The organism is Neptunomonas sp., from assembly GCF_041601355.1.
Lineage (GTDB): Bacteria > Pseudomonadota > Gammaproteobacteria > Pseudomonadales > Balneatricaceae > Neptunomonas.
In genome coordinates, this window is sequence record NZ_JBFIIH010000076.1 from 1 (window position 1) to 20,465 (window position 20,465).

Sequence of the window (20,465 nt, forward strand, 5' to 3'; positions counted from 1 at the left end):
GTTGATATGAGCAAACGCGGCTTGAGTATTGGCCGCGCTAATCATCAGTTAAATGGGCATGATCTTTCTAAGGTCAGTTTTATGCCCTACGATATGCTGAAGTCCTGGGGGCGGATCAGGCGGCCGGGGCCTTATGATATAGTTATTATAGATCCTCCCAGTTTTCAGCCGGGAAGTTTTGTGGCAGAAAATGACTATCGTAAAGTGTTAAGACGCTTGCCTGAGTTGGCTTTGCCAGGCGCGCAGGTGTTAGCTTGTCATAATGATCCGGCTCACAATCAAACTTTTGTCAGGGATTTAATGGCGCAGGAGTGCCCGCAGTTTTCATTTGTTGAGTTACTGCCAACACAAGAAGACTTCCCGGATCTTGAATCTGAAGGTGGTGTTAAAGCAATGGTATTTAAACACAATGATTAAGATTCCCGTCATCTGCATTGATATTGAAGCCAGTGGCTTAGGGCCGGGCTCTTATCCGATAGAAATTGCATGGAAGTGTGGTTTGACGGGCGATAGCGATAGTTTCCTGATTGATCCGGCAACTGGTTATAACTGGACGGATTGGGACCCGGCAGCAGAGGATCTTCACCATATTACTATTGATGAGTTGCTGGCCGAAGGCGTGTCTGTCAGGGAGGCCTGTAAGCGACTTAACACGCGGCTTCATGGTAAGACACTCACCTGTGACGCCGTTGATTTTGATTATTTTTGGATTCGACGTCTGTATGAATCCGCCAGGATGAATCCTTCATTTGAGGTACAGGGTATTGATAAAGTGCTTGGCGGTGGGCAGTTGATTCAGTATCGGTTGGTTGCTAATGCTCAGGTACGAAACCATCGCGCAATGGATGATGTCAATGACCTTCTGGCTTGCCTGGCTGCGTGCGATATTAGTTAACATTTCATCCGATTTACTTAGCTTGTCTCCCTGTTATGTTATTCAGTTAAACCACCTGGGCCTGATCTTAGCATAATTGCCTCACCGAGCTGGTCGATGGTCTCGGGTGCCACGCCGGCTGCCGTAGCGACGGCGGTTGGATAGGACTCTTTGACGCTTTCTTCATTCCTTGCCTCTCGGATACAAGCATTGATATAGCATGCCAGGTGTAAAATGGCGCTCAGAGGAAGAAGGTCGTCATGGCTCAAGGGTTTTTTATGCTGTTTTACTGCCTCACCAAGTTCTGCTGGGAAGTTCCACATATCCAGGAGCGCCTTTCCCGCTTCCGGAGAGGTGAATCCCACTCGTTCAATTTCTGCTTCGCTGCGGCTCAGATCAGAATCTTCAATGAGTGTTTGAATGGCTTTTGCGCGTTTAGGCGCCGCCAAATGGAGTAACAAGCGCCCGATGTTATGAATAAGACCTGCTGTAAACGCAATATCAGGATCTACGTCATCGGATTTAGATGCAAACCAACGGGCGAGAGCCGCTACTCTGAAGGATTCTGACCAGAATTTTTTTATATCCAGTCCTTCAACGTTGACTACAGAGTTAGAGAAGCCGGATGCAATCACCAGTATTTTTAAGCGGCCCATACCTAGCATGATCGTTGCTTCATCAATAGATGAAATTTTCCGAGACAACCCGAAATAGGCTGAATTGACCAATCGAAGTGTTTTTAAAGAGAGTGTTTGATCTTCGCTGACTTTTTTAGCGATATCTGAATAATCAGCATCAGGATTATTTAATGCCTGAATTAAGTAACGGACTACTTCAGGTACGTTCGGTAGCTTGCTGGTCTGGCCCAGCAGGTCTTTAATTTCCATACTGTCTCTTGCTGTTTGCGCATTAGTTATAATTATTCCTATGCATCAGCGTAGAGGAGGATAGAAATTTCGCAAATAAAAAGGCCGCATAAATGCAGCCTTACCAGTGGAGATTGAGATGAATCAGAGATTTAAAACATGTTCTTCAATTTTGCTGCGCAATTCATCATATTGTCCCATCTCTTCAGGCAGGAAATAGAGCTTGTAGTAGCTGCGCTCGACCAGGTTGCCTTTATTTCCTTTGATATTTTCTTTCATCATGGCATAGGTGTAAGTCATCTGAAGGTGCAGTACACGTGTGTGCGGTTGAAGTTGAAACTCATGGTTTTCAAGGTCGTAGCGCACTTTCTTTTCTTTAATCGTGTAGAAAGATACTTCAGCAACATGATTGAGGTTGATGAGAAAGTTGGATGTAACAGGCACCAGGTGCTGTTTTTCCAAACCGTTGTGTTCCATGAAAATACCGCTATTTTTCTTAATCTTGATAAACATCGTGACACCCAGACATGTTATTAGCAGGAAAGAAGACTATGTCAGCTTAATGACAAAGTTATTACAAAGTTTATGACAAACAGTAACGCGAGTTTATGTACTGCACAACTAAAGATTTAAAAAGAGCGGTGCCAATGCCGCTCATACTATCGTTGCTATTTATGAGCTATTTAAATTGGTAATTAGTTCATTAGATTCTTACTGCTCGTAAGATTTTAAGAAGGTGGCAATACGTGATATTGCTTCCTCCAAATCATCAATACGGGGAAGGAAGACAATTCTGAAATGTTGCGTATCCGGCATGTTAAATCCGCTGCCTTGTACCACAAGTACTTTTTGTTGCTGCAGCAGATCAAGTGCCAGCTTTTCGTCATTTTTAATTGGATAAATGTCGGGATCCAGCTTGGGGAATAAGTACAAGGCTCCTTCAGGTTTTACGCAGGAGACCCCCGGGATATCATTAAGCATCTTCCAGGCCAGGTTGCGCTGCTCAAATAGTCGCCCTTCGGGAACGATAAGCTCATTAATGCTTTGATATCCTCCTAACGCTGTTTGTATTGCGTGTTGAGCAGGGACGTTAGCACATAAACGCATATTGCTGAGCATATCCAGCCCTTCAACATAATCGCGCGCACGGTGCTTGGGTCCGCTGACGATAAGCCAGCCAGTACGAAACCCTGCCGCGCGGTATGTTTTAGACAGGCCATTGAACGTTAAGCAGATCACATCGTCTGCTAATGAGGCCATCGAAATATGCAGGGCCTGATCATAGATGATCTTGTCGTATATTTCGTCAGCAAAAATGATCAGGCTATGTTCTCTGGCCAGATCCATAATTTGCATCAGTATTTCTTTCGGGTACACAGCGCCTGTCGGGTTATTAGGGTTAATAACCACAATGCCGCGGGTGTTTTCAGTTATTTTGCTGCGGATATCGTCGATATCCGGCACCCAGCCAGCCTGCTCGTCACACAGGTAGTGCACCGGATTTCCGCCGGCCAGACTAACCGCGGCTGTCCAGAGCGGATAGTCGGGAGCAGGAATGAGCATCTCATCCGTATCATTGAGTAAGCCCTGCATGGACATCACAATGAGCTCTGAGACGCCGTTACCTATATAGATATCTTCAACGCTAACGTTCGCAATCTCTTTTCTCTGACACTCTTGCATAATGGCTTTACGGGCCGCGAACAAGCCTTTTGAATCGCAATATCCCTGTGAGGCGGGCAAGTTGCGGATAACATCCTGAACAATCTCTTCAGGTGCTTCAAATCCCCACGGAGCAGGGTTGCCGATATTGAGTTTGAGGATGCGGTTACCTTCCTCCTCCAAACGTCTGGCTTCCTGAAGAACGGGTCCCCTGATGTCGTAGCAAACGTTGATCAGCTTGTTCGATTTTCTGATAACTGGCATGTTAACAATCCCGTAGGTCGACAGTCTCTGTTGAGTGTACTGACGAGCGAGTCACAAATAATAAAAAAGGTTGGTAATCATACGCTTTTTTATATGTGAAAAGAACAGCTGCTGAGTTAAGGTTTATGTTATAAAAAGCCAGATACTCCTGATTTTAAAGAGGATGTTGGCTGTTAGTCTTGATGAGCGCTTTGCCAGGCTGAGCGTCAGCAGGGCAGTGAGGATAATGTTATGAAAGGCTTTATGAAAAGCTCCATGAGTAATAATGGAAAAGTTATTAAGTCGGAAGACGAGTGGAAAGCCACTTTAACAGCCGAGCAATACAGTATTTTCCGCAACAGAGAAACTGAAAGGGCTTTTACAGGGGCTTATTACCATAATGAGAAAGAGGGTGTTTATACCTGCGTGTGTTGTGGTACTCCTTTGTTTAAGTCCTCTGCAAAATATGATTCGGGTAGTGGTTGGCCCAGCTTCTGGGAGCCCGTAAGTGATGATGTCATTCTTGAGTATCGGGACAGTCGGCACGGCATGATGCGTGATGAAATCAGCTGTGCTCGTTGCGATGCGCATTTAGGGCATGTATTTCCCGATGGGCCAGAACCTACGGGGCTTCGCTATTGTGTGAATTCTGCTTCTCTTGATTTTGAAGAACAGAGCAGATGAAAAACTTCCAATGGTTGTATGAGCATGCCTTGCAGCATAAAGGGGCAGCGCTGGAGTCTATGTTGCCAGAGGTCTTGTCTGATGCCTCGATTGCGCAATTAAGTGAGAGCTATATTTTTTCAACGTTAACGCGGCGCGTTTTCAGAGCCGGTCTGAAACATTCGCTTGTGGACAGTAAATGGCCCGCCTTTGAAAAAGCGTTTTTCGGCTTTAATCCTCATAAAGTCGCTTTAATGAGTGATGAGCAGTTAGAGCGTTTAATGCAGAATGATCAGATTATAAGGCACTGGGGAAAGATCAAAGCGACTCGCCTGAACGCAGTGATGCTGACTGAAATAGCAGAAAAGCATGGTAGCTGTGCTCGTTGGTTAGCGGATTGGCCGGAAGAGGACATTATTGGCCTGTGGAGCGCACTTAAGCAGCAGGGAGCGCATCTGGGTGGTAACTCCGGGGCGTATTTTTTGCGGATGCTGGGAAAAGATACTTTTGTGCTTACTGATGATGTGGTGGCGGCGTTGAAAGCACAGGGAATAGTCGATAAGAAGCCAACAGGAAAGCGGGATTTGCAAAAAGTGCAGGATGCCTTCAATGAATGGCGTGCAGAATCAGACCGGCCTTTATGCCATATTAGCCGGTTGCTGTCTTTTACGGTGGGTTGGTGAGGGCTGTTTGAGAGTTTCAATTAAGCGGACTAAGGGGTGTAGTTTAGCGGGGTGACAATTGATTGATAAAGTCGCAGAGGTTATCGGCGATCTGTTTAACCGGCTTTTTGCCAGGATATTCCAGCCATATGCTGCCGTCATCGTTACGTACTGTTAGCATTCCATCATCCGGCTCAGTGCATGCAAAAAATAAACTTAAAGGCTGTTTTTGCTTGGCTTTTACCATAGCGTGGCCAATATAATTGGCTCTGAGTCGTTCTAAATCCTCTTCATTCCAAACCTGCAATAAAACTAAATCACCGGCGGGTGCCCGTGCGTTTAAGTGATCGGACCAGTAGCAGCTAAAGTATTCTGCAATATCAGGATGAATTTTGGTATCCAGTGCCTCACCTAAACGAATGAACATATCAGAGGCGGGCGTCTGCTTTGTCGGCTGCCAATTGAGAATCTCACCCGGTTGTGGGTCAATGGCGTCAAAGCACAGTGAAGGCCATTGTGGATCAAAGGGCATGCTGGGTAATGGGTCATTGTGATATGCACGCCACTTTGTGACAAAATTTTCCAACGTATCTGATATCTGCATTGTGTCCTGCGATTATTAATAACTATCAAGTAAGAAGCGTTACTTTAGTGCTTTTTGCTTGCGGGTGGAAATATTTGAGGTGTGTGCGGGAAAAATGAAAACGGTTCTGGTTATTAAGTGAGCACATGCTATTCATGTCAGCAGTCGTTAAATGCGAAATCTTAAGCTGTGTTTATATCGGGGAAAAAAATATATCTGTTTTTTTGCTGCAAACGTTTGACAATGCAGGGAAAGTATTTAAAATGCGCACCTCGTTCAGGGACGTGTCAACGCCTCAGAATGAAAACGGAGTGGTAGTTCAGTTGGTTAGAATACCTGCCTGTCACGCAGGGGGTCGCGGGTTCGAGTCCCGTCCATTCCGCCACTAGTAAAGTCAACGTGCTGATTTTATTAGTATAAAAATTTATGCCGATGCATTATGGGCGTGTAGCTCAGTTGGGAGAGCGTCGCCCTTACAAGGCGAATGTCGGGAGTTCGAACCTCTCCACGCCCACCATAATGTAGTTATGTGATGTAAATTGCGGAGTGGTAGTTCAGCTGGTTAGAATACCTGCCTGTCACGCAGGGGGTCGCGGGTTCGAGTCCCGTCCATTCCGCCACTTATCGAAGAGTCATCTGTAAAGTTGAGTCTGCAGATAAGTGAGAAGACTTAAGCGATAAGAGTCAAGAAGCCAGTCGATAAGATGCTATTGAGTCTTAAAAGCGGGTTAGTATAAAATGTGAGAAAATGCATTATGGGCGTGTAGCTCAGTTGGGAGAGCGTCGCCCTTACAAGGCGAATGTCGGGAGTTCGAACCTCTCCACGCCCACCATAATGTAGCTATGTGATGTAAAAATGCGGAGTGGTAGTTCAGTTGGTTAGAATACCTGCCTGTCACGCAGGGGGTCGCGGGTTCGAGTCCCGTCCATTCCGCCACTAATAAATCAACGTGCTGATTTTATTAGTATAAAAATACAGTCATTGTATTATGGGCGTGTAGCTCAGTTGGGAGAGCGTCGCCCTTACAAGGCGAATGTCGGGAGTTCGAACCTCTCCACGCCCACCATAATCCTCGCAGATGATCCTCTTTCTATTATATAATTTCCTTTTTTAATAAAATTCACAGCCTACTCATTTTTTGAGTCACATTATTCGCTGCTATCTACTGACATTGACAGCAACGCTGCATCTGGCATGGGAGCATATGTGACGACTGATATTTTTGATTCTCAATCCCCACTTGTCATCCAGCCTTTAATGTTGCCAGTTTTCGCAGAAAAGCAGTTGAAGGTGTTCATGATCAGGACTGATCTGGCTCACTCTCAAATCAGTGGCAATAAATGGTATAAGCTCAAATACAATCTCAGGGCTGCCCGGCATCAAGGTGCTACGCGGATTATTAGTTTTGGTGGCGCTTACTCAAACCATATTCATGCTCTTGCCTACTCAGCTAAGGCTTTTGGAATCGACTCGATCGGTGTTATCCGTGGAGAAAAGGTCGACAACCCCACGCTGGCTGATGCCCGCAAGTGGGGTATGCAGCTGCATTTCGTTGATCGGGCCAGTTATCGACAGCGCCATTCTGTCTCATGGTTAGCGGCGTTGCAGCGTGAGATTGGTCCTGGTTTTATAATCCCGGAGGGCGGCTCTAATACATGGGCGGTACAGGGTGTTTCTGAGCTGATGCCTGATATTTGCGAGCAGGTTCCATCCCTTGATTATCTGCTTTGTGCCTGTGGAACCGGCGGTACATTAGCGGGCTTGGTCAGTGCCGCACCAGAACAGGTCAGGGTCGAGGGTTACCCTGTGTTAAAAGGCGGAGAGTTTCTCTATGCGGATATTCAGGCGCTACTCGACTCTGCAGGCGCTGCTGTGCGCTGTTCGTGGAGCCTGGATAAAGAGGCCCACTATGGTGGGTATGCAAAAATGAATACTGAGCATCGCGCTAAGTGGTTAATGCTTGAGGAGGAATGTAAGATGCTGTTGGATCCGGTTTATACCTCTAAATTGCTGCGTAGATTTGTGGAAAAGGTACAGCAGAATGCTTATCCACCAGGTTCTACCCTGGCGCTTGTGCATACAGGTGGATTGCAGGGACGCAGATCACTTGTGTAAGTGCTTGAAAACTTTTACTAAGCCGGTAATCATGTAGCTCATAATACGACCTCATCATCAAGAGAATAAGGTAACGAGATGGATCACTTTCGCAACATTGGTTTAATTGGTCGGCTGGGTAGTAAGCAGGTTATCGATACACTGAAACAATTGATGCGTTTTCTTCATGATAGGGGTTTGAATACTATCCTTGATGAGCGTAATGCAGAAATGATGCCCGGGCATGGCCAGCAGATCTGTAAGCAAAAAATAATGGGTGAGATCTGCGACCTGGTGATTGTGGTCGGAGGAGACGGCAGTTTACTGGGGGCCGCTCGCGCTTTGGCACAATGTCATGTGCCGGTATTAGGCGTAAACCGTGGAAATTTAGGGTTCCTGACCGATATCTCGCCGAATGAAATTGAAGACAAAGTATCTGAGGTGCTGGAGGGGAAATATACGGTAGAAAGTCGCTTTCTGCTGGATATGATTGTTAAGCGTGGAGGTGAGCCTATCGGTGAAGGCACCGCGTTGAATGATTGTGTTCTGCATCCGGGTAAAGCGACACGAATGATTCAATTTGAGCTCTATATCGAAGGCCAGTTTGTTTATACTCAGAAATCCGATGGTCTGATTGTTTCTACACCGACCGGATCGACCGCGTATGCGTTGTCGGGAGGGGGGCCGATTATGCATCCTAAGCTGGATGCGATTGTGCTTGTGCCTATGTTTCCTCATACACTGTCCAGCCGTCCTATTGTTGTGGATGGTAACAGCGAGTTAAAGTTGGTTATTAGTGAAGATAATGAAACCTACCCGACCGTGTCGTGCGATGGCCAGATTAATATTAGTCTGGCGCCGGGTGATGTTATTACCATTCATAAAAAACCGCATAAGCTTAAATTGCTACATCCTTTGAATTATGACTTTTACCGTACCTGCCGAGAGAAACTGGGTTGGGGTACGAAGTTGGGGAGATAACGTGGCGGTCAGACGTTTCGAAGGTTTTGATCTTATAGGGGACATCCATGGCTGTGGTCTTAGCTTAAGGATGTTGTTGGCGCGTCTGGGGTATAGCAAAAAGAACGGTATATACTTTCACCCTCGCCGCCAGGTTATTTTTTTAGGTGATATCGTAGATCGTGGACCTCATATCCGCGAGGCATTACATATTGTGCGTGATATGGTCGATGCCGGGCATGCGCAGATTGTCATGGGTAACCATGAATATAACCTGCTTTGTTATTGTACCCCCAGTCGTACCCCTGACACGCAACCTTATCTTAGAGAGCATACGCAACGCCATCGGCGCATACTTCAGGAAACTTTACAGCAACTGGATCCATATCCGCAGGATAAGCGTGACTTTTTGCAGTGGATGAAGGAGATGCCGCTGTTTCTTGAAATGGAAGACTTTCGGGTTGTGCATGCTTGTTGGCATCAGGCGTTAATTGATCAGTTTAAAGAGATGCTCGGCGGGAACCGGATCAATGATGATTTCCTGTATCGTTCGGCTATTCCCGGTACCTTTGAATGGGTGCTGATGGATCGTTTATTAAGAGGTACGCATCTTAAGCTGCCAAATGATGAGGTCATGGTAAGTCGTGATGGTTTTAAACGGCGTTTTTTCAGGACTAAGTTTTGGGCGGTAGAGCCTCAGTTTTTTATTGATGTGGCATTTCAGCCTGATCCTTTACCTGAGCATATTGCCAGAACGCCGTTATCCGAAGACAATCGGAAAGATCTTGTGCATTATGCTGAAACAGAAAAGCCGCTTTTTATCGGGCATTACTGGTGTGAAGGTGAGCCCAGGCCTGTGAGTGACAATATCGCCTGTCTGGATTACTCCGCTGTTAAATATGGAAAGCTGGTCGCGTATCGCTACGATTATGAAAGTAAGCTACGTGCGGATAAATTTGTTTGGGTTGATGTCCGGGCGGAAATAACAAGGCCTCAGTAATCTGGCCGTATAGAATTAAATATGATTAAAATTTTCGAAGTATCATTAAGTATTGATTTAAAAGAGTTTGCAGAATTTCTCTGGCAGAATGAGATACCTCATCGAATTATTGAGGATGAAGAAACGCAGGCGCTTTGGGTGCCGCGCCATGTTAATGCGGAGCGTGTGGCATTCATTTATGAGCAATGGCGCAAGGGTGCCAACCTGACGGATATAAAGGTGCAAAGACCGCTTCATCAGCGTATGAACCCTTTAGATTTTCCGTGGACAATCAGTTTAATCATTATCAGTGCGGTTATTACGTTTGCCATTGGCTTTGGCAGTCAGAATGAGCTGATGCGTTGGTTGACCATTACTGATTTTCGTATCGATGGCCAGAAGCTGATCTATACCCACCTGTTTGAGTCCATCCGATCTTTTGAATTGTGGCGATTTGTGACACCTATTTTCATGCATTTTAATATGCCACATATTCTGTTTAACTCTTTATGGGTGTGGGTTATAGGGCGGCGGATTGAGCAGTTACAGGGCGGATCGGTTTTTTTCGTGGTGATTCTGTGGGCGTCAGTCGTATCAAATATTGCACAATTCTGGATTTCAGGGCCGATGTTTGGCGGTATGTCAGGGGTGGTTTATGCGGTTCTCGCCTATACATGGCTATGGGATAAACAGGCGAGGATTCCTTTTTTTGGATTTCCTCCTGCGCTAATGATCTTTATGGTTTTCTGGCTGATCCTTGGATATACCGGTTTATTAGAGGCGGTTGGCTTTGGCGCTATTGCCAATACGGCGCACCTTGCCGGATTAATTGCCGGGTTACTGGCGGTTCCGTTGGTGCGTATGATTTTTAAGCGTGAAGCGAGCCTTTGAAGCTTTGGAGCTTTGAAAATTAGGGGTTTCAAGATTTGGGTCGTTAAAAAGTGAACCCTTTTGTGAGGAGGTTACTATGAAATATGAAGAACTAATTGAAAATATGACACCACAAATTCATCAATCGCTTAAACGTGCGATCGAATTGGGTAAATGGCCTAGCGGTCAAAAGCTATCAACTGAGCAGCGTGACACCTGTATGCGTGCTGTTATTGCGTATGATGAAAAGCATCTTCCGCAAGATCAGCGCACTGGTTTTATCGATCGCACCAGAAAAGATGGTGCTCAGCATGGTGCTGATCCCCTGGAACCCGAAGTATTGAAAATTTTAAATACTCATTAATTAAGATGGTTAAATGCAAATATTAGGCGTTGGTGCATTAAGTAAAATGCATACGGAGTTAGCGGAGCGTGTCGTTTACTCACTTCAGTTAGGCGAGAGCAATCTTGTAGTCAATTCCTTGCTGGAAAAGAAGATTCGCATACGGTCACTGGGAGAGATTAATTGTCTGCACTGCGGCAGAAAAACTAAAAAGAGCTTTAGTCAGGGTTATTGCTACCCATGTTTTACACGTTTACCGCAGTGTGATGTTTGTATTATGAGCCCTGAAAAATGCCACTTTAGCGCAGGTACATGTAGAGATCCGGAGTGGGGCGAGCGGCATTGTTTTGTTCCCCATGTTGTTTATCTGGCTAACTCTTCTGGCGTCAAGGTCGGCATCACGCGTGCTACGCAAGTACCAACCCGCTGGATTGACCAGGGCGCGATACAGGCCTTGCCTGTATTTAATGTTCAAACGCGTTTGCAGTCGGGTCTGGTTGAGAGAATTTATGGCGAGTACCTATCCGATCGAACTAACTGGAGAGCAATGCTCAAAGGGCAGGTTGACCTGCTGGATCTGGCAAGCAAGCGTGATGAGATGCTACAGCGCTGCTTCGATGATATTACTGCATTACAGGATATTCATGGCATACAGGCGATACAGCCGATAAAAGATAGCCAAACGCTGATGATTGAATATCCCGTCATTCAGTATCCAAGCAAGGTCGTCACGCATAATCTTGATAAAACACCGGATGTGGAAGGTGTATTGCTGGGGATTAAGGGGCAGTATCTGATGTTAGATACCGGGGTGATTAATATGCGTAAATATACGTCTTATCAGATAGAACTGAGTTCAGAATAGGGGTTAATTTTCATGACAGAACAACCAGAAGTAATCTACCTGAAAGACTACCAGGTGCCTTCTTTTTTGATAGATCAGACGGAGTTACGTTTTGAGCTTGAATCAGAGCGTACCATTGTTAACACTAAATTGACGATGCGGCGTAACCCTGAATGCCAGCAAAAACCACAAGGGCTTGAGCTTCAGGGTGATAAAGCGCTGAAGCTTTGCCGAATTATGCTGAATGAGCAACTGCTTAATGAAAGCGATTATCAGCGTCTTGACGAAGGTTTACAGATATCCAGCGTACCTGACGTCTTTGTTTTAGAAACGCAAGTAGAGATTCATCCTGATCAAAATACAGCCCTTGAAGGCTTGTACCGTTCAGAGGGGGTCTATTGCACCCAGTGTGAAGCAGAAGGCTTCCGTCGCATTACCTTCTATCTTGATCGTCCCGATGTTATGTCGGTTTTTTCAACGACGATAGAAGCCGATAAAAGCGCCTATCCAGTGATGCTGTCTAACGGTAACCCTGTTGCCACAGGAGATGCTGATAATGGCCGCCATTGGATAACCTGGGAAGATCCGCACCCTAAACCCGCCTACCTTTTCGCGCTGGTTGCCGGTGATCTGAAAATGATCGAAGATCAGTATACAACCTCAGGTGGGCGTGACGTCGCCTTACGTATATATGCAGCTGATAAGGATTTGGATAAGCTTGACTATGCCATGCAATCCTTAATTAATGCGATGCGTTGGGACGAGCAGGTGTATGGTCGTGAATACGACCTGGATATCTATATGATTGTCGCGGTCGACTTCTTCAATATGGGGGCCATGGAAAACAAAGGGCTGAATGTGTTTAATACCTCGTGTGTATTAGCCAGCCCTGAAACGACCACCGATGCGGGGTTTCAGCGTGTCGAAGGGGTGGTTGCTCATGAATATTTTCATAACTGGTCGGGTAACCGGGTAACCTGCCGCGACTGGTTCCAGCTAAGCCTCAAAGAAGGCTTCACCGTGTTTCGTGATGCTGAGTTCTCGGCAGATATGAACTCACGTACAGTGAAGCGTGTAGAAAACGTTGCTTTGTTGCGTACCGCGCAGTTTGCTGAGGATGCCGGCCCGATGGCGCATCCGATTTTACCGGCCTCATTTATCGAAATATCAAATTTTTACACCATGACTATTTATGAAAAGGGCGCTGAAGTCGTGCGCATGATTCATACGCTTTTAGGTGCGGAGGCTTTCCGTAAAGGCAGTGACTTATACTTCTCGCGTCATGATGGTCAGGCAGTCACTACTGAAGACTTCGTTAAGGCGATGGAGGATGCTTCGGGGCGTGACCTTACGCACTTCAGAAATTGGTACAACCAGGCGGGTACACCGGTATTGGCTGTGTCTGATGAGTTTGATGCGGCCGCACAAACCTATCGCCTGACGATTTCTCAATCATGTCCCGCAACACCGGGACAGGCCACAAAAGCACCTTTCCATATTCCTGTCGCTATTGGCTTGCTGGATAGTCAGGGAGAAGATCTGGTCTTGTCTGATGGAGATGCACAGGTAACGACGCAGATATTAGAGCTGCACGAAACCCGGCAGACATTTGAGTTTAGCGGTATTGCCGAGCGACCAGTGCCTTCTTTATTGCGTGGTTTTTCCGCACCGGTAAAGTTGAATTATCCTTACACGCGTGAAAACCTGACCTTTCTGATGAGTCACGACAGTGATGGCTTCAATCGGTGGGAGGCGGCACAAAAGTTGGGCGTGGATATTCTGCAATCACTCATTAAAGATTATCAAAATGATAAAAAGCTGATACTTGACAAGCAGTTAGGTGAGGCTTTTAAAGTCGTTTTAGCGGATGAATCTTTAGATAAAGCCATGGTGGCAAAAGTGCTGACGCTGCCGTCTGAGCCTTATCTTAGCGAACTGGCTGAAGAGATAGATGTTGATGCTATCCATCATGTGCGTAATTTTGTGCGTCAGCAATTAGCCGTACAACTTGAAGCGCAGCTGCTTACAACGTACCAGGCATGTACTTGTGATGATAAATATTCCCCTGATGCCGTCAGTATTGCTCGACGAGCATTACGAAATGTCTGCCTGGGGTACTTGTTAGCGACCGAAAAGCAGGATCATCTGGAGTTGGCGCTGGCCCAGTTCCATGAAGCGAACAATATGACGGATAGTCAGGCAGCGCTGAGCATTGTTGTGCATTCCGGATATCAAAAAGCAGCAGAAGTTATTCTTGAACAGTTTTATCTGCGTTGGTCTCATGAGCCGCTGGTGGTTAATCAATGGCTATCGGTACAGGCATCTAATCCGCAAGCAGGCACCTTATCTCAGGTTAAAGCGTTAATGCAGCATGATGCTTTTAATATGCGCAACCCGAATAAAGTTCGCAGTTTAATCGCAGGCTTCAGTGCGCTCAACCCGGTGAATTTTCATGCCATCGATGCCAGCGGGTATATGTTTCTTGCCGATCAGGTGATTACCTTGAATAATCTGAACCCGCAGATAGCCTCTCGCTTAGTCACTCCCCTGACGCGCTGGAAGCGTTATAACACACAGCGTCAGGAGATGATGAAAGCTCAGTTACAGCGCATTATGGATAGCGGTGAGTTGTCGCGAGATGTTTTCGAGGTTGTGAGTAAAAGTCTGGCATGATAGAACTAAGCAGATCATCTGTTTGTCATAACAGATGATCTTCTTAAACAATAATATTTAATGTATAGGTGTGCTGATGGATCGGAAGCTTTCATCTGAAGATAAATTTAATTTGCAGCAAAATTTTCGACGTTATCTCAAGTTTCAGGATCAATATGAGATAGCCAATGAAATCGCTAAGGAAGCTCGTGCAAGCCGGGTATGGGTGGCGGGCGTAATCGCATTGCTATTTGCATTGGCATCGGACTTTTTTCTGGGTGCTTCGGCTGCTTTGTTTGGTTTGTATTTCTACCGGATTTTCATGGCTTCAATGAAAGTTGGTGCGGCAGAAGAGGGTAGAGAAGATACTGAGCGCTGGTTTGCGGGTAAGGGATTAAAGTTTGAAGGGCGCATATTGTATTACCGGGATGACCAAATGATGGAAACGCCACTCGATCCTTTTAATGACAGACTCTATAAGTAAATTGTAAGCATATGGCGTTCAAGCGAGAGTATCAGCGTTTGACTCAGCGTACGAGTCAGATGCTGGCATCTACAGAAACGGATAATGTCGATTTTAAACGTGACGTCAGTGGCGTTAAAAGTAGCGATATTGTCGCGTTGGCGAACGCCCCTCACGGTGGAACCTTGCTTATCGGTGTAGATGAATATACCACTGCTGACGGTCTGCAGCGTGGTAAGGTTGTGGGCTGTGAGGTGGATGATAATGCACGCTTGATGATTATCAATAAAGCAACGGATTGCTATCCTAACGTCGCTGTGCAGATCTATATCGAAAATTTGAAAGCGAAGCCCATCATGAGGATTGAGGTGCCTTCAGGGCATCTGAAGCCATATTGTTCGCCGCGTGGCGAATATTCGATCAGAGCAGAGGGCCGCAACCGGGCACTTTATCCGGAAGAGCTATTGTTGATCTTTATGGACAGTGAAGGCGATAAATTTTTGTCTCGTTTCAGAACCGCCGTTTCTCAGCTTGAATCGCAAGTAGGCAGCATCAACCAATCATTAAGTAGTGATATGTTGGCCGTCTCCCAACATATACATGACCTTGACAGTCAACTGCAGCGCACATTGGGTCGTTTAGCCCGGATTACGGATAGTACAAAGAAACGCTCCAGAAACTTACTGCAAACACTCAAAGATAGTCAGGATAGCCTTGAGAAACTAGAACGTTTTTTAATTGATGATGCGAGCTTTGAGCAAAGTCAGGTTGCGATCCAGCGTCTTGAAGATAAGGTAGATCTCTTGCTTCAGCATCGTTCTGCTTTGACCCTTGAGGAAAACTAAATGCTTCAATTTCTGAAGCGGTGTGAGTATTGGATTTTTGATCTGGATGGGACGCTAACCCAGCCGGTGCATGACTTTGCCTATATTCGGAGAGAACTGGATATCGCACCTGATGAGGATATTTTATTACATCTGGCTTCGTTGCCTGACGTGCAGCGGCGTCAAAAATCAGAACGTCTTGATCAGTTAGAGCATTTTTATGCATTGCAGACAAAGTCTGCTGAAGGCGTTGACTCATTAATCAGGTTATTGACGCGTAAGCAGTGCCGATTAGGCATTGTTACCCGCAACACCAAAGTATTTGCGCAATTATCTTTGTCTGTTTTACAGTTGTCATCACACTTTTCAGATGAATGTATTATCGGCCGGGATGAGGCGCTTCCAAAGCCCGAGCCACATGGAATACAAGCACTTATTTCACAGTGGGGCGTTTCTGCTGACGATGTAATGATGGTCGGAGATTATAAATATGACCTGCTGGCGGGCCGCGCAGCGGGCTGTCGAACGATTCATGTCAGTAATAATGATGAGCTGCAATGGCCAGCGTTAACTGATTATCGTTTTAAATCCTTATCCGAATTATCTGAGCTGTTATAACTCTGATTTAGCTTTACTGCTACGTCTGCTTTTCGCTTTGCTTTTGATTTTACTGGTCGTTCTGCTCTGTGATAGAGGCTTCGCCTGTTTGAACTAATCTGCGAATTACTGATCTGTATGTTTATAAAAGTTTTTTAAGTGATGAGTTATAGCTAAATGAATAATACTCTTACCCATTAATTACTTATATTCTTTCAGTATAGGGTATCCCACTTGAGTTATTGATTTCTGTCAAAATTAATTTTTAGGCCTGGGTTATAGTGAAAGTATTAATAAGGAGGTAATGATATGACAGTTGTATCAGAGTTACATCAGGATCATGTGAATCTCATAAAACTACTTGAGATTCTGGATAAAAAGATTCTTAAGCTAAAAGAAGGAAGTCAGCCCAATATTAGTTTAATGGCTGATGTTATTAGCTATATTGCCACCTATGCAGAAGGTTATCATCATCCGAGAGAAGATAAGCTTTTTGCTTACTTTCATGGCAAAAACAATCAATTAGACGCTGTGATGAAGGAATGTGAAGATGCACATGTAAACCTGAAGGGTTATGCGCATGCTTTGCTCGAAACAATTGATGGTGTGTTGCACGATGCAGTCGTTCCTATGGATGATTTCATTGCTAAGCTTGAGGCCTTTGTTTCAAACGAAAAAGCCCATTTAGACTTTGAAGAGTCCAAAGTTTTTCCTCTGCTGAATGAAGCGGCAACCAATGCGGACTGGAAAAAGGTAGAGAAACAACTCCCTGTAGAAGCAGATCCACTATTTGGTGAAAAGCGTACCGAAGAGTACAAATCTTTATATGCAGAGCTGATGAGAGATATTAATTCGTAATTAAATGGCTATCAGGGGCATTTGCTATGCTTGCGGTAAATGCCTCATAACATACACGATTCCTTCCCAGGCGTTTGGCTTCGTAAAGTGCCGCATCAGATAAGCGGAGTAGTGTGCTTGCTTGTATTTTAAGGTCTGTGTCGCATTCGGTCTGTTCAGCATCGTATGTTGAGTAACCGAGTGAAGTAGTAATACGAAAGGGGACACCGGTTATGCTGCGGAAGATTTGGGTAGCTATTTTTTCACGTAGGTTTTCGGCAACGACTGAGGCTTGTTGTTCGGCACAGCCAGGTAGCAGGATTGCAAATTCTTCACCGCCAAAGCGGGCTACCAGATCGGTTTTTCGCAGAAGCTGTTTAAGTAGTCGTCCGACAGTTCTGAGTACTCTGTCTCCTGTTTGATGGCCGTAGGTGTCATTCACTTTTTTGAAGTGATCCAAATCGATAAATAAGCAACTCAACGGTTCACTGTTGCGGTTGGCCCGCGTGATCTCTTTAACTATCTCGATATCAAATGCGCGTCGATTATGTGTACTGGTTAGCATGTCGATAATGCTGAGGCGGTGCAGATTCTCATGATTGATACAGTTTTCGATACAGACTGAGATGATTGAGGAGAGGTGAGCGAGGTAGTCGTAACGGTAGTCGACGGTATAGCGATGGATATCCTGAGCCCCCAGGTGCAAACTTCCAATTAAACAATTCTGGCGAATCAAGGGCATCATAGCAACACTGAGAATATAGGGATTATCGGGGAAAATGGCTTTACGGGTGTTTAAGTCTACTTCACCTGCCTGCAGTGCTAAATCAGGGTAAAGCTGTCGTAACAGCCTCTGGTCGGGCTCTAGCCTTATTTGGCTGCGATTCTTGTCTGGGATATCTTCGAGTAGATCCAGAGCTATCTGTTCCGGATCAAAAAGAATGATTGATACGGCCGAGAGACGAAAGATTTCTTTAAAGTGGTTTAGTAATAGGTCTAGCAGATCTGATAGTTTATGGCAGGCGAGCAAGCGTAGCTCAACATCAAAAAAACGATTGAGAATTATTTCATTGTGCTCTATTTTCTTAGCGGTTAAGCGCAGAGCACGTTTGAGTTCTATGTTCTCGGATTCAATTTCTTTTTTATGCATAATCCGTACTTAATGACTCATCATTATCTTATTATCGACACTCACACCCATTGCTGAAGCATTAGTTTTGTAAATGTACGCTTATACTTTCCAGCGATAAGATTTTAAGTTTATTTTTCCGTTTCTGAACACAATCTGCTCATCGAGCAAGTGTTGTTTTTGAGTTTTATATTTGTCACTGCCTATAGGAAATGATATTTCGCCTTTAGCGTTAATCACTCTAAACCATGGAATAAGTGTGTCTTCAGGAAGCTTTGATAAAGCGCGGCCTACGGCTCTGGCTGTTCTGGGAAAACCGGCAAGTTCGGCAATCTGGCCATATGTCGCGACTTTTCCATGAGGAATGTATCCAACGGCGTTCCAAATCGCTTCATCATAAGTGACGACGTGATGGCTGACAGGGTTCTCTGTTACAGGCATGAATATTGCGCTTCTGATCGCATTTTTGGATCCTATAATATGAGAGCCTATCCCAATCTAAGTTGTTATGCGCCAGGCTTCAACCGCTGGCTGTATAATATGGCAAATAAAAAGCCCGGAAAACCGGGCTAAAGCATATGAAGCTTATCTATAAAAGCACTAGATACCGGGCATGTCACATAGTGGGGCTCACATATTTAGCCCGCTACATATTAGGTCTGTTATATATCAGGCCCGCTACATATTTGGATAGTTAGGCCCGCCACCGCCTTCTGGCGTTACCCAGGTGATATTCTGCGCCGGATCTTTAATATCGCAGGTTTTACAGTGAACGCAGTTCTGTGAGTTGATCTGGAAGGCTGCTTCGCCGGCTTCATTCTCAACGATTTCATATACGCCGGCAGGGCAGTAACGCTGCGCCGGTTCTGCATATAAAGGCAGATTCTTACTCAGCGGCACGCTGCTGTCTTTGAGCACCAGGTGGCACGGCTGGTTCTCTTCATGATTGGTGTTGGAGAGAAATACCGAGGTCAGTTTATCGAAACTCAAGACGTTATCCGGTTTTGGATAGTCGATCGGCGTGAATTCTTTGGCCGGACGCATCTGTGCATAGTCTTCATGATTATCGCGCAGCGTAATCGGCAGTTTACCGCCAAAGATGTTCTGGTCGATAAAGTTGAACGCGCCTCCTAAATAGGGACCGAACTTGTGCATGGCCGGGCCGAAGTTACGCGAACGATACAGTTCATCATGTAACCATGAGGCTTTAAAAGCGCTGTTAAAGCTTTCCAGTTGCTTGCCACCGCTGCAGCCGCCTTTGATCGCGTCAAAGACGCTTTCGGCGGCCAGCATGCCGGACTTCATCGCCGTATGCGTACCTTTGATCTTGGCAAAGTTGAGTGTGCCGGCATTACAACCGATCAGCAGGCCGCCTGGGAACGTCATCTCTGGCAGTGCATTAAAGCCGCCTTTAGCGATGGCGCGTGCACCGTAAGAAACACGCTTACCGCCTTCCAGGTACTGCTTCAGTACCGGATGATGCTTGAGACGCTGAAACTCATCAAACGGGCTCACGTATGGGTTGGCATAGTTAAGGTCGACAATTAAACCGACAAAAGCCTGATTGTTTTCAGCATGGTACATAAAGAAACCACCGCTGGTGCCGCCCTCTAAGGGCCAGCCTGAACCGTGTACGACTAATCCTGGTTTATGTTTAGACGGGTCGATATCCCACAGCTCTTTAATCCCGATGCCGTAATGCTGGGCATCCGCGTTTTTATCCAGATCAAATGTCTGGTAGAGCTGCTTACCTAAATGACCGCGACAGCCTTCGGCAAACAGCGTGTACTTAGCATGCAGCTCCATGCCCGGCATATAGCCATCTTTCTCGGAACCGTCTTCGGCGACGCCCATATCGCCGGTCGCAATCCCTTTAACACTGCCATCTTCATTAAACAGCACTTCAGACGCCGCAAACCCCGGGAAGATCTCAACCCCTAATTGTTCAGCTTGCTCTCCTAACCAGCGGGTCAGATTAGCCAGGCTGACAATATAGTTGCCGTGGTTGTGCATGGTTTTAGGGATGAAGGCGTTGGGCAGCTTCGTGGCTTTCTCGTTGTTTTTCAGCAGGTACAGCTCATCGTCTGTCACCGGTGTAGTGAGCGGCGCACCGAGTTCTTTCCAGTTCGGGAAAAGCTCATCCAGCGCGCGGGATTCGATCACCGCCCCCGAGAGGATATGTGCACCGACCTCAGAACCTTTTTCGACCACACAGACGGTTAATTCCTGTTCTTGTTCATTGGCCATCTGCATAAAGCGGCACGCAGCAGATAATCCCGCTGGCCCGGCACCTACGATGACGACATCAAATTCCATTGA

22 protein-coding genes and 6 tRNA genes are annotated in these 20,465 nt (G+C 45.9%); 21 read left to right on the forward strand and 7 right to left on the reverse strand.

The window, feature by feature from the left end; translation table 11 throughout:
• Together ABY436_RS12490 and ABY436_RS12495 are read left to right on the forward strand one after the other, a co-directional pair.
• Positions 1 to 417, forward strand: a 417-nt coding sequence (locus ABY436_RS12490) for a class I SAM-dependent methyltransferase (protein WP_372739298.1), incomplete at its 5' end; no start/stop codon positions are given.
• On the forward strand, positions 410 to 895 hold the full coding sequence (locus tag ABY436_RS12495) for a hypothetical protein (RefSeq protein ID WP_372739299.1): 486 nt from the start codon (positions 410 to 412) through the stop codon (positions 893 to 895). The genes ABY436_RS12490 and ABY436_RS12495, both read left to right, overlap by 8 nt.
• 38 nt (positions 896 to 933) lie before the next feature.
• Here the strand turns inward: ABY436_RS12495 and ABY436_RS12500 are convergent, their stop codons facing one another.
• The 3 genes from ABY436_RS12500 to ABY436_RS12510 form a co-directional block, all read right to left on the reverse strand.
• Positions 934 to 1,761, reverse strand: a complete 828-nt coding sequence (locus ABY436_RS12500) for an HDOD domain-containing protein (RefSeq protein WP_372739300.1) — start codon at positions 1,759 to 1,761, stop codon at positions 934 to 936.
• A 123-nt stretch (positions 1,762 to 1,884) separates the two neighbouring features.
• Positions 1,885 to 2,253 (reverse strand): hypothetical protein, encoded by a 369-nt coding sequence (locus ABY436_RS12505; RefSeq protein WP_372739301.1) that lies wholly within the window; start codon positions 2,251 to 2,253, stop codon positions 1,885 to 1,887.
• A 198-nt stretch (positions 2,254 to 2,451) separates the two neighbouring features.
• The gene (locus ABY436_RS12510) at positions 2,452 to 3,666 is read right to left on the reverse strand and encodes a pyridoxal phosphate-dependent aminotransferase (protein ID WP_372739302.1); all 1,215 of its coding nucleotides are present in this window, start codon (positions 3,664 to 3,666) and stop codon (positions 2,452 to 2,454) included.
• A 231-nt stretch (positions 3,667 to 3,897) separates the two neighbouring features.
• Here ABY436_RS12510 and msrB point away from each other — a divergent pair, with 231 nt between their 5' ends.
• Both msrB and ABY436_RS12520 read left to right on the forward strand, forming a co-directional pair.
• Positions 3,898 to 4,329, forward strand: a complete 432-nt coding sequence (gene msrB, locus ABY436_RS12515) for a peptide-methionine (R)-S-oxide reductase MsrB (protein WP_372739303.1) — start codon at positions 3,898 to 3,900, stop codon at positions 4,327 to 4,329.
• Positions 4,326 to 4,991: a DNA-3-methyladenine glycosylase I gene (locus tag ABY436_RS12520; RefSeq protein ID WP_372739304.1), complete on the forward strand. Its 666-nt coding sequence runs from the start codon at positions 4,326 to 4,328 to the stop codon at positions 4,989 to 4,991. The genes msrB and ABY436_RS12520 overlap by 4 nt, the downstream gene beginning before the upstream one ends.
• A 43-nt stretch (positions 4,992 to 5,034) precedes the next feature.
• On the opposite strand, the gene ABY436_RS12525 is transcribed toward ABY436_RS12520, so the two are convergent.
• Complete coding sequence (locus ABY436_RS12525; RefSeq protein WP_372739305.1) at positions 5,035 to 5,574, reverse strand: SecY-interacting protein Syd; 540 nt, start codon at positions 5,572 to 5,574, stop codon at positions 5,035 to 5,037.
• A 287-nt stretch (positions 5,575 to 5,861) separates the two neighbouring features.
• On the opposite strand from ABY436_RS12525, the gene ABY436_RS12530 reads away from it, so the two are divergent.
• The 17 genes from ABY436_RS12530 to ABY436_RS12610 all read left to right on the forward strand — a co-directional run bounded on the left by ABY436_RS12530 (position 5,862) and on the right by ABY436_RS12610 (position 17,038).
• A tRNA-Asp gene (locus ABY436_RS12530) sits at positions 5,862 to 5,938 on the forward strand.
• 56 nt (positions 5,939 to 5,994) lie between these two features.
• Positions 5,995 to 6,070, forward strand: a tRNA-Val gene (locus tag ABY436_RS12535).
• 26 nt (positions 6,071 to 6,096) lie between these two features.
• Positions 6,097 to 6,173, forward strand: a tRNA-Asp gene (locus tag ABY436_RS12540).
• 137 nt (positions 6,174 to 6,310) lie between these two features.
• Positions 6,311 to 6,386: transfer RNA gene (locus ABY436_RS12545), tRNA-Val, on the forward strand.
• 27 nt (positions 6,387 to 6,413) lie between these two features.
• Positions 6,414 to 6,490: transfer RNA gene (locus ABY436_RS12550), tRNA-Asp, on the forward strand.
• Positions 6,491 to 6,544: 54 nt separating this feature from the next.
• Positions 6,545 to 6,620, forward strand: a tRNA-Val gene (locus tag ABY436_RS12555).
• Positions 6,621 to 6,760: 140 nt separating this feature from the next.
• Positions 6,761 to 7,669, forward strand: a complete 909-nt coding sequence (locus ABY436_RS12560) for a 1-aminocyclopropane-1-carboxylate deaminase/D-cysteine desulfhydrase (protein ID WP_372739306.1) — start codon at positions 6,761 to 6,763, stop codon at positions 7,667 to 7,669.
• Between the two features lie 78 nt (positions 7,670 to 7,747).
• On the forward strand, positions 7,748 to 8,629 hold the full coding sequence (locus ABY436_RS12565; protein ID WP_372739307.1) for an NAD(+) kinase: 882 nt from the start codon (positions 7,748 to 7,750) through the stop codon (positions 8,627 to 8,629).
• 1 nt (position 8,630) lies between these two features.
• Positions 8,631 to 9,608: a metallophosphoesterase gene (locus tag ABY436_RS12570; protein WP_372739308.1), complete on the forward strand. Its 978-nt coding sequence runs from the start codon at positions 8,631 to 8,633 to the stop codon at positions 9,606 to 9,608.
• Between the two features lie 21 nt (positions 9,609 to 9,629).
• Entirely contained in the window at positions 9,630 to 10,478 is an 849-nt protein-coding gene (locus tag ABY436_RS12575; RefSeq protein WP_372739309.1) for a rhomboid family intramembrane serine protease, read from the forward strand.
• A gap of 76 nt (positions 10,479 to 10,554) precedes the next feature.
• The gene (locus tag ABY436_RS12580) at positions 10,555 to 10,821 is read left to right on the forward strand and encodes a YeaC family protein (protein ID WP_372739310.1); all 267 of its coding nucleotides are present in this window, start codon (positions 10,555 to 10,557) and stop codon (positions 10,819 to 10,821) included.
• A gap of 13 nt (positions 10,822 to 10,834) precedes the next feature.
• Positions 10,835 to 11,665 (forward strand): DUF2797 domain-containing protein, encoded by an 831-nt coding sequence (locus tag ABY436_RS12585; protein ID WP_372739311.1) that lies wholly within the window; start codon positions 10,835 to 10,837, stop codon positions 11,663 to 11,665.
• Between the two features lie 12 nt (positions 11,666 to 11,677).
• Positions 11,678 to 14,317 carry an aminopeptidase N gene (gene pepN, locus ABY436_RS12590; protein WP_372739312.1) on the forward strand — a complete coding sequence of 880 codons (2,640 nt, stop codon included), beginning with the start codon at positions 11,678 to 11,680 and terminating at the stop codon, positions 14,315 to 14,317.
• A 76-nt stretch (positions 14,318 to 14,393) separates the two neighbouring features.
• Positions 14,394 to 14,780 carry a hypothetical protein gene (locus tag ABY436_RS12595; protein WP_372739313.1) on the forward strand — a complete coding sequence of 129 codons (387 nt, stop codon included), beginning with the start codon at positions 14,394 to 14,396 and terminating at the stop codon, positions 14,778 to 14,780.
• An 11-nt stretch (positions 14,781 to 14,791) separates the two neighbouring features.
• Positions 14,792 to 15,604: a helix-turn-helix domain-containing protein gene (locus ABY436_RS12600; protein WP_372739314.1), complete on the forward strand. Its 813-nt coding sequence runs from the start codon at positions 14,792 to 14,794 to the stop codon at positions 15,602 to 15,604.
• Positions 15,605 to 16,201 carry an HAD family hydrolase gene (locus ABY436_RS12605; RefSeq protein WP_372739315.1) on the forward strand — a complete coding sequence of 199 codons (597 nt, stop codon included), beginning with the start codon at positions 15,605 to 15,607 and terminating at the stop codon, positions 16,199 to 16,201. It begins immediately after the preceding gene.
• A 288-nt stretch (positions 16,202 to 16,489) separates the two neighbouring features.
• Positions 16,490 to 17,038, forward strand: coding sequence for a hemerythrin domain-containing protein (locus tag ABY436_RS12610; protein WP_372739316.1), 549 nt, complete (start codon positions 16,490 to 16,492; stop codon positions 17,036 to 17,038).
• Here ABY436_RS12610 and ABY436_RS12615 read toward each other — a convergent pair.
• The 3 genes from ABY436_RS12615 to ABY436_RS12625 form a co-directional block, all read right to left on the reverse strand.
• Positions 17,028 to 18,167 (reverse strand): DUF484 family protein, encoded by a 1,140-nt coding sequence (locus ABY436_RS12615; protein WP_372739317.1) that lies wholly within the window; start codon positions 18,165 to 18,167, stop codon positions 17,028 to 17,030. The two genes, ABY436_RS12610 and ABY436_RS12615, sit on opposite strands and share 11 nt — an antisense overlap.
• An 81-nt stretch (positions 18,168 to 18,248) precedes the next feature.
• The gene (locus tag ABY436_RS12620) at positions 18,249 to 18,587 is read right to left on the reverse strand and encodes an MGMT family protein (RefSeq protein WP_372739318.1); all 339 of its coding nucleotides are present in this window, start codon (positions 18,585 to 18,587) and stop codon (positions 18,249 to 18,251) included.
• 237 nt (positions 18,588 to 18,824) lie between these two features.
• The coding region (locus ABY436_RS12625; protein WP_372739319.1) for an electron transfer flavoprotein-ubiquinone oxidoreductase at positions 18,825 to 20,465 on the reverse strand (1,641 nt) is incomplete at its 5' end.

Coding starts and splice junctions, on each gene's coding strand:
- ABY436_RS12615 (WP_372739317.1), bottom strand. CDS start 18,167: ATGCATAAAAAAGAAATTGAATCCGAGAACATAGAACTCAAACGTGCT.
- ABY436_RS12620 (WP_372739318.1), bottom strand. CDS start 18,587: ATGCCTGTAACAGAGAACCCTGTCAGCCATCACGTCGTCACTTATGAT.
- ABY436_RS12500 (WP_372739300.1), bottom strand. CDS start 1,761: ATGGAAATTAAAGACCTGCTGGGCCAGACCAGCAAGCTACCGAACGTA.
- ABY436_RS12505 (WP_372739301.1), bottom strand. CDS start 2,253: ATGTTTATCAAGATTAAGAAAAATAGCGGTATTTTCATGGAACACAAC.
- ABY436_RS12565 (WP_372739307.1), top strand. CDS start 7,748: ATGGATCACTTTCGCAACATTGGTTTAATTGGTCGGCTGGGTAGTAAG.
- ABY436_RS12525 (WP_372739305.1), bottom strand. CDS start 5,574: ATGCAGATATCAGATACGTTGGAAAATTTTGTCACAAAGTGGCGTGCA.
- ABY436_RS12605 (WP_372739315.1), top strand. CDS start 15,605: ATGCTTCAATTTCTGAAGCGGTGTGAGTATTGGATTTTTGATCTGGAT.
- ABY436_RS12600 (WP_372739314.1), top strand. CDS start 14,792: ATGGCGTTCAAGCGAGAGTATCAGCGTTTGACTCAGCGTACGAGTCAG.
- ABY436_RS12585 (WP_372739311.1), top strand. CDS start 10,835: ATGCAAATATTAGGCGTTGGTGCATTAAGTAAAATGCATACGGAGTTA.
- ABY436_RS12580 (WP_372739310.1), top strand. CDS start 10,555: ATGAAATATGAAGAACTAATTGAAAATATGACACCACAAATTCATCAA.
- ABY436_RS12575 (WP_372739309.1), top strand. CDS start 9,630: ATGATTAAAATTTTCGAAGTATCATTAAGTATTGATTTAAAAGAGTTT.
- ABY436_RS12610 (WP_372739316.1), top strand. CDS start 16,490: ATGACAGTTGTATCAGAGTTACATCAGGATCATGTGAATCTCATAAAA.
- ABY436_RS12595 (WP_372739313.1), top strand. CDS start 14,394: ATGGATCGGAAGCTTTCATCTGAAGATAAATTTAATTTGCAGCAAAAT.
- ABY436_RS12520 (WP_372739304.1), top strand. CDS start 4,326: ATGAAAAACTTCCAATGGTTGTATGAGCATGCCTTGCAGCATAAAGGG.
- msrB (WP_372739303.1), top strand. CDS start 3,898: ATGAAAGGCTTTATGAAAAGCTCCATGAGTAATAATGGAAAAGTTATT.
- ABY436_RS12495 (WP_372739299.1), top strand. CDS start 410: ATGATTAAGATTCCCGTCATCTGCATTGATATTGAAGCCAGTGGCTTA.
- ABY436_RS12510 (WP_372739302.1), bottom strand. CDS start 3,666: ATGCCAGTTATCAGAAAATCGAACAAGCTGATCAACGTTTGCTACGAC.
- pepN (WP_372739312.1), top strand. CDS start 11,678: ATGACAGAACAACCAGAAGTAATCTACCTGAAAGACTACCAGGTGCCT.